The organism is Loktanella sp. R86503, assembly GCF_042466455.1.
Taxonomy (GTDB): Bacteria; Pseudomonadota; Alphaproteobacteria; order Rhodobacterales; family Rhodobacteraceae; genus Loktanella.
The window spans coordinates 39,723-58,640 of record NZ_JAXHCI010000001.1; the positions used below are offsets into that span (position 1 = coordinate 39,723).

At 58.4% G+C, this 18,918-nt stretch carries 3 protein-coding genes; 2 read left to right on the plus strand and 1 reads right to left on the minus strand.

Features of this window, described 5'->3' with window-relative positions; translation table 11 throughout:
- Nucleotides 1-111: 111 nt before the first annotated feature.
- Both SJY10_RS00175 and SJY10_RS00180 read left to right on the plus strand, forming a co-directional pair.
- Nucleotides 112-14,022: a hypothetical protein gene (locus SJY10_RS00175; protein ID WP_386679009.1), complete on the plus strand. Its 13,911-nt coding sequence runs from the start codon at nucleotides 112-114 to the stop codon at nucleotides 14,020-14,022.
- A 13-nt stretch (nucleotides 14,023-14,035) separates the two neighbouring features.
- Nucleotides 14,036-17,494, plus strand: coding sequence for a hypothetical protein (locus SJY10_RS00180; protein WP_386679010.1), 3,459 nt, complete (start codon nucleotides 14,036-14,038; stop codon nucleotides 17,492-17,494).
- A 126-nt stretch (nucleotides 17,495-17,620) separates the two neighbouring features.
- Here SJY10_RS00180 and SJY10_RS00185 read toward each other — a convergent pair whose 3' ends face one another.
- The gene (locus SJY10_RS00185; protein ID WP_386679011.1) at nucleotides 17,621-18,895 is read right to left on the minus strand and encodes an MFS transporter; all 1,275 of its coding nucleotides are present in this window, start codon (nucleotides 18,893-18,895) and stop codon (nucleotides 17,621-17,623) included.
- Between the last annotated feature and the right edge of the window lie 23 nt (nucleotides 18,896-18,918).

An 18,918-nucleotide genomic window follows, 5' to 3' on the forward strand; every position in this document is an offset into this window, starting at 1 on the left:
ACAAAGGCTGCCTTTAACTGATGGTCAGGGCTTAGCGCGGTGATGATGTAGTATCGGGGACGCTTCGTGGCCGTTATGGGCACGCAGTAGCGGGGCAAGATGTTGGGTTTTATGGCTTTGACTAAGGGCAAAATCTCGCGGGTTGTGGCAGGTGTCGTGTCGACAGTTGCCGCCGCTGCAATGCTTTCGTTCGGTAACATCGCCTATGCGACCCCCTTTACGATGACGGTACCGGGAACCGGCGTCGCGCTTCCTGATGAATACCCAGAGGCGGGCGGCGTGGCGCTTGTTATGACGGGTGTGAATGGCAACATCTATTACCAGTTTTCGAATCCGGAAGGTGCATTTGTCGGCTTTCAGAACAGCGGCTCGCCCGCTGCTTTTCGCGGCAACCCTTTCACGATCAATAACCCGATCACGCTCGATTGCGGGTTTCGGTCCTGCACCGATTATTTCGGCGGCGCCATCGCCCGGGTCGATGTTCGTTTTTCGGCCTATGACGGTGATACGCAGGTCGGCGGATTTGACCAGAACGATATTTCGCTTTTCCTGAACGGTTTCGATGTCGGGAACTGGTCCGGCCGCACGACCGACAACACGAATCTGGCAGGCACAACCAGTTTTGGTCAGGTCAATGGCTTTGGCAACAATACCTTTAACACGGGGTGGTTTTCGTCGACCAATGCGGCGTTGCTGGCAAACATCCTGCAAACCGGGCAGACCAGCTCTCAGGTTTTTGACCAGGATCCTAACGACAACTATTGGGACTTTACCTATGGCAGCAATTTGCCGCGCGAAGACCTGCGGACTATCGCGCCGGGGTATGAGTTTGAAAAAACCATTGATGCCGGTGATCTGACCTACGCAGCTGTCGGCGATGTCATCGACTATACCTATATTGTCCGCAACATCGGCTCTGTCGATATTGAGGATATCACGGTCGAGGACGACCGCATCCCGAATGTGACATGTCCGGCACCGCCGAACAATTCGCTGGAACGGACGCGGGCGGGTGCCGGGCAGGCAAGAGAGTTGACCTGTACCGGCAGCTACCGGATCACGCAGGCTGACATTGATGCAGGAAGTGTGACCAACATTGCCAACGCCAACGGCACGCCGGAATTCGGCGAATTGGGCGAAGTCACAGATACCGCCACGACGACCGGACCTGCTGCGAACAATGCCATCACCCTGACCAAGCAAGGCGCGCCTTCAATCTTCGGGCCGGTCGGATCGACCGTTACCTATACACTTGTGGCGACGAACACGGGCAATACGACGCTGCGGTCTGTTCTAATTACCGACCCGCGTGTCCCGAACCAAAGTTGCAGTTTTGCGACAATTCTGCCGTTGTCAGCAGATAACACGACTAATTCGGCAAGCTGTACACTGACGTATCAGGTCACGCAGGCCGACGTTGATGCTTTTGCTTTAAACGGAACGCAATTGCTGAACACGGCAACCGTGCGGGCCACGCCGCCGAATGGCACGCCGATCACCGCGACCGGCCAGTCCAGCCTGCCAGGCCAGCCCGCAATTGTCAGCCTGACAATGGACAAAACTGCGTTGCAGTCGAATTTCGATGCCGTCGGCGATGTGCTGAATTACCGCTTTACGATCCGCAATACCGGCAATGTGACCTGGCCCGCCGCGCCTGCCGTTGCAGATAACCTGACAACGAACGAAACCTGCCCGGCAGGGTCCGTTGCCCCCGGCGGCACGGTTGTCTGCACGGCATCCTATACCGTGACACAGGCCGATCTGGATGCCGGTGTGCGCAACAACGAAGCGACCGCAACGCTGACGCTCGCGGGTCAGACGGCCAGTGCGACCGATAACGTGTCTGTGCCTGCTGTGACCACAACGGGTCTGACACTGATCAAGCGTCTGCAAAGCGGCGCACCGAACCCATTCACCGCCGTCGGTCAGACCATCGGCTATGACTTTGTGTTGCGCAATACGGGCAACGTGACCCTGACCGCGCCCAGCGTGGCCGACGCGACGACAGGTCCAAATGCGGCAACGGTGCCTGTCACCTGCCCGGCTGGACCGATCCTGCCCAACGCAACCTTGACCTGCACCGCACTCTATACAGTGACACAAGCCGATCTGGATGCTGGCGCGATTACAAACACCGCAACGGCATCGGCCACCGCCCCCGCGGGTGCTGGTGGGGGCACGGTCAGTTCTACCCCGAAAAGCGTAACCGTGACCGGCCGGCGCAATCCGGCAATGAGCATGGTCAAGACTGCGCCGACGATAGATCCCCTTGATTTCGTGGTGGGTGCGCCGGTTCAGTATAGCTATGAGATTGAAAATACAGGTAACGTGACTATCCCGGGACCTATTTCGGTAACAGACGACAAGCTGACACCGACCACGTTTCAGTGTGGTGCTGGGCCTCTGCCGGTTGGTGGAACTCTAAACTGTAATGCGCTTTATTCAGTCAGTTTAGCAGATGTTCTTGCCGGCTCTGTCCGCAATAATGCATTTGCGACGGGTAGTGACGGCACACAATCAAATACCGACAGTGCTATCATTTCACCAGACGGCACGTTTGATTTGCTTCTTGAAAAAGAGGCGATCACGACCTCCTTTAGCGCCGTTGGCAATCCTGTTGATTTCACGCTGACGTTTACCAATACCGGCACGTTCGCAATTTTTCTTGATGATGCTGATGGGCCGCCGCGGGACAGTTTTGCTCTTAGCGATCCAGGGGCCACCTTTGTAAATGCCTGCGAGCCTCAAGATCTCTCGCCGGGGCAAAGTTTCACCTGTACGGTTCGCCGCGCAGCGACGCAAAGCGACATTGATGCCGGCAGCTATACGAACACGGCAAATCTGACAATTGTATATAACCAAGGACAGCCCAACGCAGAAACGCAAGTCGTCCCGCCGGCTTCGGATACTGTGCCATTAGCGGCTACCGTATTGCCAAACTTTACCATCGACAAATCATCGGCCGATGATTTCGCGGCTGTCAACGATACGGTCAACTATACGTTTACTATCACCAACACCTCTGCCATCACGCTTAGCAATGTTGTGCTTGATGATCCGCTGATCAGCAATATCAGCTGCGCCGGATCTGGCACCGCGAATACGACGCCATCCATTGCGCCGGCGGGTTCGGCCATCTGTACCGGAAGTTATAACGTCACGCAGGCCGATCTGGATGCGGGGCAGGTGGACAATACGGTAACGGCGGTTGCGACGACGCAAACCGCCGGCACCGTCACGCAAACTGCTGACGAAACCGTGCTGATCGATCCAGCCGCTGCGACGCGCAGTTTGGCACTGGTAAAATCCGCTGTTGTGACCGGTACGGGCGATGCGACGTTTACCGGGCCCGGGCAGACCGCCACCTATACATTTGCGGTTCAAAATACCGGCAATCTGACGTTACAGGATATCGCGGTCGAAGATCTTGCTTTGGGCTTCAGCTGCTTGATTCCGACGCTTGCGCCGCAAGCGACAGATAATACGACCTGCACTGCAACGCGCCTGACAACGCAGGCTGATTTCGATGCAGGCAGCTACGCAAACACCGCGACGGCTGGGGCGACCGGTGTAACCCCGGTGCCGGATACCGCGACAATCACAGCCGTTGGCCCTGCGCGTGTTGCTAGCTTTGTCTTTGACAAAACCGCGCCGGCGACATTTTCGGCCGTCGGCGATATCGTTGACTTCGTTCTGGGCATTACGAACACCGGCGGCGTCACCCTGACGAATATCACGATCAGCGATCCGTTCCTTGGCGCAGGATTTTCCTGCACCATTCCCAGCCTTGCGCCGGGGGCGGCTGATACAAGCTGCCGTGGCAGCTATACGATTGTCCAGGCGGACGTCGATGCTGGCCAGATTGAAAACGACGCAAGCTTTACGGGGACAGGGCTGGACGGTGCACCGATCAGTGGCACTGATACGGTCGTTGTGACCGGTCCGGCAGAGGCGCCATCGCTGCGCGTCGTGAAGACCGAAGCTGCGGCTGATGGTCGGTTCGGCAATTTGCCCACCACCGAAACCTTTAACTTTACGGTGCAAAACACGGGCAATGTGACTTTGACTAACTTGTCGATCACTGATCCGCTGACCGGCTTTACCTGTCCGCTTGCCAATCTGGCACCCGGCGCGGTGACTGCAACATGCCTTGACACCAATGTGCCGCTTTCCACGACCTATACCGTAACGCAAAGCGATATTGATCGCGGGTCCTTAGAAAATACGGCAACGGCGACTGGCAACACCTCGCAGAACCCCGGCGTGCCCGTCACGGCATCCGGAAGTGTGACCCTGCAGGCCCCTGATCAACTTCCCGCGCTTAGCATGGTCAAGACCGCCACCGCAGGCGACGATTACGCAGCGGTCGGCGACACTGTTTCTTATGAATATGTCGTAACGAATGCAGGTAATATTACACTGACCGCGCCGATCAGCGTGGCAGATGATAAGGTTACGGTATCTTGCCCAAGCCTGCCCGCTGGCGGGCTGGCACCGACCCTGACCCTGACATGTACCGCGTCGCATATCGTCACGCAGGCCGATCTTGACGCCGGTTCGATCCTGAATACGGCAACGGCACAAATCAGCCAGCCTGTTCAACCATCTGCCACCTATCCGTCGGGCGTTGCGAATATTTCATCCAACACTGCGACAGAAACGGTCAACGCAGACCAGAATCCGGCACTGGCAATCACCAAACGGATCCGTCCGAATACGGCGTCCACATTTGATGCGCCAGGTGATCTGGCTGATGCGTCGAACCCCAATAATCTGGTTTTCGAGTTTATCGTTCGCAATACCGGCAACGTGACGACAACAGCCCCGATCGAAGTGTCCGATCCGCTGATCCAGCCGGCCAACCTTGTTTGCACATCGGCACCGCTTGCGCCGGGCGCGCAGGTCGTCTGCAGCTTGCCCTATGCGCCAACGCAGGCTGATGTAGACGCTGGATCTTTTGTGAACACCGCGAATGCGCTGACGGAATTTGACGGTGCAACGGTGACGACGCCTACCCCCGGAACCGCAACCGCGCGCGCAGTGCGCCGCCCAAGCCTGAATATCGAAAAAGCCCTGGTGACGTTGACGGCCTTCTCTCCGGGGCAGGTGGCGACTTATTCCTACACTCTGACCAACGACGGCAACACGACGATTACCGCGCCGATCACCGTGACTGACGACAAGATTACTGGCACTATTAATTGCGGTTCTGGTGACCTTGCGCCGGGCGATGTGACGGTTTGCACTGCTCAATATGAGGTCCGCGAACGGGATCTGGACTTTGGCAGCGTGACCAATACGGCATCGGGCACGAACGGAACGGTCACCTCTGATCCGGTTTCCCTGACGATTCCGCCGGGCGCGACACCGACCTTGTCGATCGAAAAGATTGCCGATGTGACATCCTTTGTGCAGGCGGGCGAAGTCATTCCCTATCGCTTTATCGTGACCAACACATCGGCAGGCCGCGCGCCGCCGGCCTTTATCGAGCCGGTGACGATTATCGACGACAAAATCACGACGCCGATCACCTGCCCGGTTGTGAATGCGTCAAACCCGCTGCAACCATTTGCGCCAAGTAACACGGTGACATGCACCGGTAGCTATACCGTGACGCAAGCCGATGTGGATGCGGTGCGTCCGGGGGCCACGGTCGGCTTTGTAATCAACAACGCGTTTGCTCGTGCCGATTTTGCGGGCGAACCTGTTGCTTCGCCATCGGTGCAAGAGCGTGTCGATGCAGCATCCGTTGCAGAACTGACAGTCGCAAAAAGCGCCGAGAATGACACTGCGCCTGGTGCGGCTGCGGCGGCGGGCGATGTGATCGCCTTTACCATTGCGACCACCAATACCGGCACGCAAACTTTGACAGGTGTCACGGTGGACGATCCGTTTGTCGGAACTTTGGTTTGCGATGTGGCCGAACCCGTGACCTTGGCACCGAATGATGTCTTGACCTGCACCGGCACCTATACGGTCACACAGGCAGATGTGGATGCGGGCGATCCAATCGCAAATACGGCCACAGCGGCCGCAACCACAACGCAAGGTCAGCCGATCGACGGCGAAGATAGCGCAACCTATGCCGTTGCAGCGCCTGCGCCGGCGATGACCGTCGTCAAAGACTTGGATGCCAGCGCCGCCCTGACCGATTACAGTGCTGTTGGTGAAGCGCTGGATTACCGCGTTACCGTTACAAATAGCGGCAATATCACGCTGAACGATATCGAGGTTACGGACAGCCTTGTGCCCGGCACCTGCATTGTGGGCACTTTGCTGCCAGGCGCTGTCGATACGTCCTGCGTCTTTACCTATGTTGTCCAGCAATCCGATATTGATAACGGACAAATCAGCAACACGGCAACAGCGACTGCGCAGCCGGCCAACCCCGGCGCTGCGCCGCTGTCTGAATCCGGCGTCAAAATTGCAACTGGTCCTGATCAGGAACCTGAAATCGGCCTGTCGAAATCCGGCAGCGGGCCCGTGACCGCAGGTGACGGATCGCCCACGTTCAACGTGGCGGGTCAAACGCTCAGCTATGTCTATACCATTGCGAACCTTGGCAACGTCACGTTGTTCAGCGCACCGCAGCTGTCGGACAACCGCATCGGGGCGCTGACCTGCGATCCTATCCCGGCGGGCGGATTGGCTCCGTCCGAAAACCTGATTTGCCGCGGCACTGATACAGTCGATCAGGCAGATCTGGACGCGGGTTTTGTCACCAACAATGCAGATGTTGTTATGGCAAACCCCTATGGCAACAACACGCCGCTGACCGCTGCGGCCAGCGAAACCATTACGGCGACAGCCACGCCCGATATCAGCCTGTCGAAACTTGCCTCTGTCACGGATGACGTCACGGTCGGCACGGAAGTGACCTATAGCTACACCGTGCAAAACGCAGGCAATGTGACGCTTAGCAGTGTCACCCTTGTCGATTTCCAGACCAGTGCTGCCGGCTCTCAGGAAATGGTGCTGACGGATAATGGTGTGATCCCCGTACTGGAGCCGGGCCAAGAGGTTGTGCTGACTTCGACCTATATCGTGACGCAGGCGGATATCGATTCCGGCAATGCTGTGCGTAATACGGTCCGACTGACATCGACGCTGCCCAATGGCGACGCCGGTCCGGCCGATATTGCCCGCGAACGGGTCAACCTTGTGGCGCAAGCGCCCGCGATGGTGGCGATCAAAACGATACCGTCCTTGCCCGCTGAACTTGTCGATGGCACAGATATCATCTTTGAGATCACACTGACAAACACTGGCAATGTGACGCTGACCGAGCCTGATCTGGCCGACTCTGTCAGCCAAATTGACACGGCTCCTGTCATCGCGACGCCTGTCGCGACCCTAACGGGGGGTGACACGGGTGTCGAAGGCGTGTTCGAAGTCGGCGAAGTTCGCACCTATTCCGTGACCTATCCGTTGACGCAGGCTGATATTGATGCCGGCGGTATTCAGAACACTGTCGTGGTTACGGCAGATGATCCGCTTGGCGGACCGGTGACTGACATATCTGATAACGGAGCCGGTGACGGCGACGATCCCACGCTGCTGCCCATTGCGCCGGCGGGCCAGATTGACGTGACAAAGGTTATTACGGATGCCCCCGCAGATGCGGTGGCAGGTGATGTGCTGACCTTTGCGCTTACTGTGGCCAATACCGGTAACGTGACCCTGACCACGCCAGCCCTGACCGAAGATCTGCGCCGCAACGATGCTGCCAATACGGCAGTTGCGCCGCAGCCGGTTCCGGTGCGCGATGTTGCAACCGATACGAATGGCAATGGCTTGCTTGATGTGAGCGAAACCTGGACCTACGTCATCACCCACGCGCTGACCCAAGGTGATATTGATGCCGGGGGCGTGTCCAATAGCGTTGCGGTCACGACGAACGATCCCAATGGCAGCCCCGTAACGGGCACGTCCAACGACGGTGACGACAATGACGGAAACACAGCGAACGATCCAACCGTCTTTGATATCGCGCCCGCACCGGCGCTGGACCTGACCAAGACGATTACACAATCCGGCAGCGCGCTTGGCGATACGGTGGTATTCGAGATTGCGGCAGTGAACCTTGGCAACGTGACCCTGTTCGGGCCGGCGTTGACCGATACATTCACGCGCTTTGACGGCACTGCCATTACAGGGGTGTCCCCTGTGCTGGTTGGACCGGGCGCGGCCGGCGATCCGATGTTGCCGGATGAAACCCGGGTCTGGACCCTGACACATACGCTGACCCAAGCGGATATTGACGCCGGCGGGCTGCGCAATACAGCGACCTTGTCGACAACAGATCCGGATGGCCTGTTAGTTGATGCCACGTCCGACGATGGTGACGACGGCGACGGCAACACCGACGACGACCCGACCGAATTGCCCATTGCGGGTGAAACGGGTGTGAACTTGACCAAGGTGTTGACGACCACAGGTCAAGTGGCCGGCGATCAGGTCGTATTTACGCTGACGGCAACCAATACCGGCACGTTGAGCCTGAATGACGTTACGCTGACCGACACCTTTACCCGCGCGAATGGCACGGCCATTCCGGCTGCTGCACCGGTTCTGACCAACCCCGCCGAGGCGGGCCAGCCGCTTTTGCCGCTGGCAACGCGGGAATGGACCTTGACGCATGTGCTGACCCAAGACGACATTGATGCGGGCGGCTTGCGCAATACCGCGACAGTTTCCGGCAGGGGACCCGGCGCGCAGGGTGCCATCGTGTCTGACGTATCGGATGACGGTGATGATGCCGATGGCAACACGGCAAATGATCCAACAGAGCTGTTGATCGCGCCAGAGCCACTGCTTGAGGTGACCAAGACCATCTCTCAGGGGGGGGCTGCTGTGGGTGATACGGTCGTTTTCGAAATCACAGCTGTAAACCTTGGCAACGTGACTTTGCGTAATTTTGCAATCGTCGATACGCTGACGGATGCGAACGGCGTGCCGCGCACGGCGCCGGACCCTGTCCTTCAGTCCGGTGCGTCCCCGACGGTTTTGAACGTCGGCGGTGCGAACGTTTATACGCTGACCTATGTGCTGACGCAGGCTGACGTCGATGCGGGCGGACTGCGCAATACCGTCACGGCGACCGGCACGACATTGGACAATACCATTGTCAGCGATGTGTCTGACGACGGCGATGACAACGATGGCAATACGGACAATGATCCGACAGAGCTAAGCGTTGCCGTGACCCCCGCATTGAGCGCGGTAAAGGAAATCATCACCGGCCCCACAGTTGTGGGCGGTCGTGTTGTGTTTGATATCCGGGTCAAAAACACGGGCAACGTGACCCTGCAGCAGGTTGGAATTGCAAGCGATACACTGACACGTGCCGATGGGACGCCGCTGACACTCAGCAGCGGTCCGGTGTTGCGCCAGACGGATCAAGGCTCTGCCGCCGGGACGCTGAAGGTCGGAGAGACGGGAACCTGGCGTGCAAGCTATGTCTTGACGCAAGCGGATATCGATGCGGGCGGGATCAGTAATATCGCCGTTGCCACTGGCACACCGCTGGTTGGTAATCCGGTTACAGCCCAGACCCGTGACACTGATGCGACCGACGGCAATCCGGCTGTTGACCCGACTGTTCTGACGCTACCGCGGACACCTGCGCTGGCTGTGAACAAGGTTCTGGTTTCGGGCGGACCGACCTTTGCGGCGGTGGGCGATGTGCTGGCCTATCGTTTCGATGTGACCAACACGGGCAACGTGACGCTGACGGATGACATCGCGATTCTTGATCCGAAGGTGACGGATGCCGGCGGACAGATCACTTGCCCTGCAGGCCCGCTTGCCCCGGCAGGACAGATTAGTTGTACTGCGACCTATGCTGTCACGCAGGCCGATATTGACGCTGGCTTTGCGACCAATACCGCCCGCGCAACCAGCGGCGCAGTCACCAGTGCGCCGGACAGCGTGACAGTGCCGGCGCAGCAGAACCCTGCGCTTGGCATGACGAAAACAGCCGTGTCGATCACGGTCAACGGGACGACCTATACCGATATCGATCCGGTCTATTTCCAAAAAGACGCGGTCGTGCGCTATGCCTATCTTGTTGAAAACACTGGCAACACGACCATTGTCGACGCCATTGGCGTGACGGACAACCTCGCGACGGTGGTTTGCCCCGTCGTGGCGGGCGGGCTTGCACCGGGCGGCACGACGACTTGTACTGCGGAATATACGGTCAATCTGGCCGATGTCGCGGCAGGGGCGGTGACGAACGTCGCAACGGCTACTGCAGGCGCGATCCGCAGCCCGAACGACAGTGCGACCATCCCCACCGGGGCCGTGCCGGCCATTGATCTGTCCAAGGCGCTGATTTCCGTGGCCAATGCAGATAGCTCTGTGCAGCCCGATCTGCTGTTCGATGCTGTCGGTGACGTGCTGACCTATGAGTTTACGGTGCGTAACAGCGGTAACGCATCCTACGCCAGAGAGATTGTCATCAACGATCCGCGGATCGGCAGCCCGTTTGTGTGCTATGATCCGGTCGCGGCAAACGATGACCTGGCAAGCGGCGAAACGGCAACGTGCACAGCGACCTATGTCGTCACGCAGGACGATCTGGACCGCGCTACGATTGTGAACGAAGCCGCGGCCACGACAGTGGTTACCGTTGGCGGTGATACGACAATCGTATCCTCTGGCCCGGCGCAGGCTGTGTCTCCTGCCAATGTCACGTCATCGCTAAGCCTGACAAAAACGGCTGCCGATCTGCCGATCACTGGGGTAGGGCAGACCCTGACCTATACTCTGACAGCCGAAAATACCGGAAACCAGCGCCTGCGGTCGGTCGAGGTTTCGGATGTGCTGTTGCCCGATCTAAGCTGTACGCAAGCCGTTCTGGAACCGCAGCAAACGCTGGTCTGTAGCGACACCTACGTCGTAACACAGGACGATGTGGATGCCGGTGTGCTGAACAACACGGCTGACGTGTCCGCGATCAACCCGCTCGGCCAGTCACGAACTGCCACGGACACGTTGTCTTTGCCGACACCGGCAGCTGACAATGATCTGCAGTTGGCCAAGGTGCCCAGCATCACCGCCTTTGGCGGGCCGGGCAGCACGGTGACCTTTGACCTGATTGTCACGAACAACGGCAATCTGACGCTGTTTGATCTGGTCTTGACCGATCCGGCCATTGATCCGTTCTATGAATGCCGCGTGGCGCGTCTGGCACCCGGTGCGACGGACAGCAATTGTTCCGTTGCCCGGACCATAACACAGGCCGACGTCGATTCCGGCAGCCTGAGCAACACAGCCTTTGTCAGTGGCCGCGATGCACAAAATGGCGCTGTCGCCTCTGAATCCACTGTGACGGTGCCGTCGCAGCCAACCCTGGCCGCCTTGGACGTCACGAAGGTTCTGACGCAATCCGGCACCGAAGTTGGTGATACCATCATCTATGAGATCGCAGCGTTGAACAGCGGCGATGTGACCTTGCGCAATGTCCAGATCAGTGATGACTTTACCCGCTTTGATGACAGCATCGTTGCCGCGAACGCGCCCGTGCCTGCCGATCCGGCGGCGCTGGCCGCGCCCTTTGCGCCCGGTGAAAGTCTGCTGTGGACCTTTACCCATGTGCTGACACAAGAAGATATCGACGCGGGCGGTCTGCGTAACGTGGCGACAGCGACAGCTATCGACCCGCGCGATGACGAAGTCCTTGACGTGTCCGATGATGGCGATGATGGCGACGGCAACACCGTGAATGACCCAACATTGCTATCGTTTATCGGCAGCCCCGCGATCGAGTTGGAAAAGCAGCTGACCACGTCCGGCGCAGTGGTTGGGGATATCGTTGTCTTTACCCTGACTGCGACCAATATCGGCAATACCACGCTGTCCGATCTGGTCCTGACCGACACCTTTACCCGCGCCGATGGCAGCACAATCGCGGACAGCGTGCCGGTGCCGGATGATCCAAGCACAGTCGACGATTCATTCGCGCCGGGTGCAACGCGCCTTTGGACGTTGCAGCATGCGCTGACGCAGGATGACATTGATGCTGGCGGCCTGTCTAATACAGCGACAATCACCGCAACATCCGTCACAGGCGGCAGCGTGACAGATGTATCCGACAACGGGATTGATGATGACGGCAACACGACCGACGATCCGGCTGTGCTGCCGATCGCGGCTGGCCCAGGGATCAATGTGACCAAGGTTATTACCCAATCCGGCAGCGCCGTGGGCGATACCATCGTTTATCAGATCACCGCGACCAATACTGGAAATGTCACGCTGACGAACTTTGTGGTCACCGACACGCTGACCGCGCTTGATGGCACGTCCCGCGATGCCGGAGAAATCACGCTGACATCCGGCGATGATGCCGCGTCCCTGGCTGTCGGTCAGGTGAACACCTATGCCGTCAGCTATGTGTTGACCCAGGCTGACATTGATGCGGGCGGGCTTGAAAACGTGGCCCAAATCGATGCCGATGCGCCAAATGGTGATCGTATCTTTGATGTGTCTGACAACGGGGACGACGGTGACGGCAATACGGTCGATGACCCGACCGTCCTTTTGCTGGAAGGTGTGTCATCGCTTAAAGTCACTAAGTCGGTTGATACGCCGGTGCGCGAAGCTGCAGACCGCGTGCGGTTCGACTTTGACATCGTTGTCGAAAACACGGGGACAGTAACGCAGACCGGACTGCAAGTCGTGGATGATCTGCGCCGTTTTGCCATGCCGGCGCGTGTCATATCCGTAAGCCAGCTACAGGCCACAGGCTTTGCCGGTACGGGCGGGCGCGCGACTAGCTTTGACGGTGTTCAGCAGACCAGCACGCTTCGCGGGGATGTCATTTTGGCACCCGGCGAGTCTGGCATTGTCAGCTTCTCTGTCTATCTTGATCCAACGCAAGGCTATCCGGCACAAAGCAACACGGCAGAGGTTACCTCTGACCGTATCACCGATCCTGTAACCGGGGACGTGGTTGTTCCGGCGTTGCCGCCAGCTGAGGTGCGTGTCGTCAAGACCGCGGACACGGATACCGCGCTGCTTGGTGGCACGGTGGGCTATACGCTGACATTCGAGAACCTGAACGCCAGCACCGAAACCGGGCTAACGTTTGTCGACGCATTGCCTGACGGATTAAGCTATACCCCTGGTTCCGCGCGCTATGATGGTGCCGAAGGATCGGAGCCGGTGATTGATGGCAGCCGTCTGGAATGGCGCAATGTCACGCTGGGCCCGCTTCAGAAAGTGACAATTACATTGTCTGCCCGCATTACCGGCGGCGACGGTGATCTGACGAACACGGCCTACGTGCTGGATCCGGGTCAGAACATCATTTCAAACCGGGCAGAGGCGCGCATTTCCCGCCGCCCCGAGGCGGTCTTCGATTGCGGCGATGTCATCGGCAAGGTCTTTGATGACCGGAACCTGAACGGCTACCAAGACGGCATTGCACCCATGGATCGCAGCCAGATTACCGATCAGACTTACTATGGCGACAAGAAAGGTCCGCCAGAGCAAGTTCTGCCAGGAGGAGAGCCCGGGCTTGCCGGGGTTCGTCTGTCGACGGTCAGCGGCACGATCATTACCACTGACGAGCATGGACGTTTCAGCGTTCCCTGTGCCGAATTGCCGGCGGATATCGGTTCAAACTTTACGCTCAAGCTGGATACGCGCACTTTGCCGACCGGCTATCTGGTCACGACCGAAAATCCGCGCACCATGCGTCTGACGCCCGGCACCGTGACAAAGATGAACTTTGGCGCTGCGATCACCAATGTTGTCGATATTGATCTGACAGCTGCAGCATTCATCGGCCTGACCGCCGAACCCGTCACCGGGCTGCCCGCCGGAGTCGATGCCGTGCTTGCGCAGATCCGGGACGTGCCGTCTGTCTTGCGCCTGACGTATTATACGCAAGGCGAAGGGCGAGATCTGGCACGGATGCGATTGGATGCAATTGACGATCTGGTCCAGTCGCGCTGGCGCGGTGGCGGTGAATACAAGCTGCTGATCGAGCGCACGATCAAGGCGCTGCAATAGGATGGACACGAAGATGCAAAACTCCGATCGCCGCAGCGCCACACTGAAAGCGCTTTTGGCCGCCTCTGCCTTGTGCGGGATCGGGCAGGGGGCATTTGCGCAAAACGCATGTGACGGCACGGTTCCGGTGCCGGCGGTTTGCGCCCCCAAGGCCCCTGCACTAGGGGGCACAGGATTTGCGATATCCTTGAACGGGGAAACGATCGCGGGTGATACGGCGGTGGTTGAAAAGGTGCGTAAGGTGGATGTGGCGCTGGCCAAGGCGGACATCCGTATCACCTTTGACGGTTTGGGCGCAGAGCCGCGGCTGGATCTGGAACAAACGACTGCCGCCACGGGCGATGCCGTCACGTTGCAATCGGCATTGAATTATCCGGCTTTCGTCAACCGGGCCGAGATGCGGATTATCGATCTGGCCGCCTTGGGCGGGCCGCGCACCCTGTCGGTTTTGCCTGTCGATCCCAATGGCACCGTCACGCTGACCCCGCCCGAGGGGAGCGAGCTGGCTGTGGTTCACCGGGTCTATGATGCGCAAGGGCGCTATGACGAAACAGCGCCGCAGTTGCTTGGCGCGCCATTGCCTGCCGGCAGCGCTGAGGGCGTTGAAGAAGGCCGCGATACCCTGCGGCGGCGCAGTATTCCGGTGTTTGGCGGTGCGGTCACCGTATCGGGTGCAAGCGTCGTGCCCGGCGCGCAGGTGCGTGCCTTGGGCGAAACCATTCGCCCGGATAGAGACGGCCGTTTCGTCATCCAGCGTATTCTGCCGCAAGGCAGCTATGCGGTCGATGTCGCTGTCGAAGGTCCCGGCCAGCGGACGGGTCTGGTGCGTGATGTCACCATCCCGGCGGCGGACTGGTTCGCTGTGGGCACCGCCGATCTGACGTTTGGCCTGCGAACTGGCGGCCGCGACGATACCAGGGATACTTATGCCACGGGCAGGCTTGCTGGTTTCGTCGATGGGCGCACCGCGACGGGTTATGAAATAACGGCCTCGGTCGATACAGGCGAAGGCCCGCTGGAAGATATCTTTCGTGATCTGGACGAAAAGGACCCGCGACAGCTGTTGCTGCGCGTCGATCCGGATGACTACTATCCGACTTTCGGCGACGATTCCGAAATCGTCGATCTGACCCCGACGTCAGGCAAAATCTATATTCGCGTCGCGCGCGAAGGCAACTTTGTGCAGTTCGGCGATTTTGTTGCAAATCTTGGCGACAACGCCTTTGTCCGTAACGACCGGACACTTTATGGCTTTCAGGCGCATACTGAGTCGCGTAGCCAAACGGTATTTGGAACGCCGCAGCGTCAGGCAACGCTACATGCCGCCCAGCCTGAAACAATTCCGCAGCGTGAAGCCTTTATCGGCACCGGCGGGTCGGTCTATTTCCTTCGCCAGCAGGACATTACCCGTGGAACCGAGCAATTGTTCGTGCAAGTGCGCGACCCGCAATCGGATCGGGTCATCGACAGTACGGCGCTGGTTCCCGGGGTCGATTACGATATCAACTATATTCAGGGTATCGTCACCCTGGCGCGCCCATTGTTCAGCACGACCGGCGACGGGCTGATTAGCACGACGGATAGCGGGCGCGATGATGTCGTTCTGGTCGCACAATACGAATACACGCCTGTCGCGGGCGATATCACCGGTTATGCCACCGGTGGCCGTGTCGAAGCCTGGGTTACGCCCCAGTTGCGGACCGGCATCGCCGCAGCCCGTGACGAAACAGGCCTGCGCGATCACACACTGATCGGCGGGGATATCCTCTATGCACCGACAGAGCGTTCATATCTGCGCATTGATGCTGCCGAAAGTGACGGCGAGGGGATCGATACCCTGCTGTCCTATAACGGCGGCCTGACCAGCGATACCGAGGACGGTGCCGACGGCAGCGGTCAATCGGTCCGCGTCGAAGGCCGCGCCGATCTGGCCGATCTGGGGCTACAGCAGGCCGGGGTCATTGGCGGCTATGCCGAACAGCGCGATGAAGGCTTTGCATCGCTTGACACACAGGTCACCGACACAACCGGCGACGAGGACCTATGGGGTGTTTTCGCTGATGTTCAGCTGAACGATACCACAACGCTGTCGCTGACTTATGACAGCTATACGAACGACGTCGGTGACGAGGATATCGAGGGCGAAGCTGAACTGTCTGGCCAGATCAACGAACGTCTGAGCTACACGCTGGCCGCGGCGCGTATCGACCGTGATGACAGCGACGAGGAGGGGACCCGCACCGATGTTGCTGCGCGGCTTAACTATGCGTTTGACGATCAGCGGGCCATCTATGTCTTTGGTCAGAAAACGGTGGACCGTGCCGGTCTGGATCGCAATGACCGCGCCGGACTTGGCCTGACCTATGACACCGGTACCGGCTGGGTTCTGGAGGGCGAGGTATCGGACGGTAATCAAGGCACCGGCGCGCGCGCCCTGGCCGTGCGCACTGATGGCGCTGGCGATACGCAATACATCGGCTATACCCTTGACCCGGGCCGCGACCTTGACGGGCTTGACCTGATCGGACGCGACCGGGGCCGGGTTGTTGTTGGCGGTCGGCGGACCTTGTCAGAAACAGTCTCGGTGTTTGGCGAAAACACCTATGACATGTTCGGGCAACGCGACTCGCTGACTTCGGCTTATGGTGTGACCTATCAGCCCTATGATGCGTTCAGCACGACGCTGGCCTTTGAAATGGGCCGGGTCGCCGACAACGATGCAAATGATTTCGACCGTCGGGCAGTGTCACTCGGTATGGCCTATGCAACCGAAAATCTGTCTGCGAAAGGGCGGCTTGAATACCGGACCGAAGATGGAATCTTGTCGGATTCGGATCTGGACAACGATACAGTGTTGGCGACCATCGACTTGTCCTACAAGATCGACGAAACGCAGCGCATCATTTTTAGCGCCGACAGCCTGCGGTCGCGCAGCAATGAAGCGTCTTTCCGCGATGGTGACTATACCGATATCAGCCTGGGCTATGCCTTGCGTCCTATTGAAAACGACCGGTTCAACATGCTCGCCCGATATCGTTATCTGGATGACGATATTGGTCAGGAACTTGATGGTACGGACGATACTGGCCAAGTGCAGCGCAGTCATGTGGTCAGTATCGATGCGTCCTATGATCTGGATCGCAACTGGACCGTGAATGGAAAGCTGGGGTATCGCAGCGCCGAAACCGCTGCCGATCGTACGTCGGAATATGTGCAGAACGATGCCTGGCTCGGTGTGATCGGGGCTCGATATCATCTTGTGAATGATTGGGATCTATTGGCAGAGGCCCGCCACCTGTCGTTGACGACCGCAGATGTCACCGAAACCAGTGCCTTGATCGCTGCATACAAGCAGATCAACGGTAACCTTCAGATCGGTGCCGGTTACAATTTCAGTAACTTTTCCGACGACCTGACGGATCTAACCTATGATGATCAGGGTGTGTTCCTGAATATCGTCGCGCAATACTAAAGGCAGTGTGATCCTTGCCTTGGTTTGCAAGGATCACGCTGATTGTTTTCGTTAGATAGGTTCAAAGCTTGAGCCCGATCACGCTTGTCAGGGGGCCATTCACGGGACCCGTGAATGGCTGGGTTATTAAACGTTCGACTTACCGGATTTGCTGCGCTGTAGCAGGGCAAGCGATATGAGCGTCACAATCACGCCGGACACAAGGTATAGCGCCGCAGCCCACAACCCGAATGTGCTGACCAGAAACAAACCGACAAACGGCGCAAAGGCGGCACCGATGATCCACGACAGGTTCGTCGCCAGAGCAGAGCCGGAATAGCGCGTTTCAGCGGAAAAGCGGTTTGGCACGATCGAACTGGACTGTCCGTAGGACAGGCCAAATACCAGAAATCCTAGGATGATATAGATCGACGGCGTTGTATCCAGCGTTCCTATCGTCAGGCACAGGGCCAGCGTCAGGATGCTTGCCACGAACAGAACGGCCCGCGACGTATAGCGGTCTGCAAGCAGCCCAGAGGCAATAACAGTACCAATCGCAAGGCTGCCACCGATTAGCTGCCACAGGATAATGGTTGAGATAGCGTGATCGGTGTAAAGCAGCGAATAGCTGATCGGAAACACGGTCAGCATGTGCAGCAAGGCGTAGCTGGACAGTGGCAGAAACGCAGAAAGCAGGATCGTGCGCCACTGCGTCGCAAGCAAAAGGCCCAAGGGGCTGGTTTTCATTAAAGTTTCGTCATCAGACCCGAAGTTGGTCGTCAATAGGCGAAGGCGCGCAAAAAGCGACACGACATTCACAGCCATCACGGCGAAAAAGGCAAAGCGCCAGCCGTGGGTGATGAATTCCTCTGGCGTCAAAAATCCTGTTAGAACGAAGAACATCGCAGCAGCGACGCAAAATCCGATCGGTCCGCCAAGTTGCGGCACCATGCTGTAACGTCCGGCGCGATCCTTGGGTGCTGCGGATTTCAATTGCAGCGTCAGCCCGTCCCACGACCCGCCAAGGCCAAGCCCCTGAACGATGCGCAGCACAGCCAGCAGGAAGGGTGCCAGCCAGCCAATGCTATTGTAGCCCGGCAGCAGACCAATCGCGACGGTCGCGCTGCCAAGCAACATGAGGGCCACGGTAATTTTACCGGCGCGCCCGATCCGACGTTGCAGCCGCCGTCCAATCAGGCTTGCGACAGGACGGGCCAAAAACGCCAGCGAAAACACTGCAAAGGATGCTAAGGTGCCGGGAACGGGGTCTAGGAACGGAAAAAATACAGTTGGAAAGACCAAGGCAGAGGCAATCGCGAACACGAAAAATCCGAAATAATCCGTCACACGCGCCATCACCACAGTGGTAATCACGTCATCCAGACGCACGTCCTGTCTGATTTCAGCCTCTGCCATCGCCATTTGGATATCCCTTTGCACTTCTT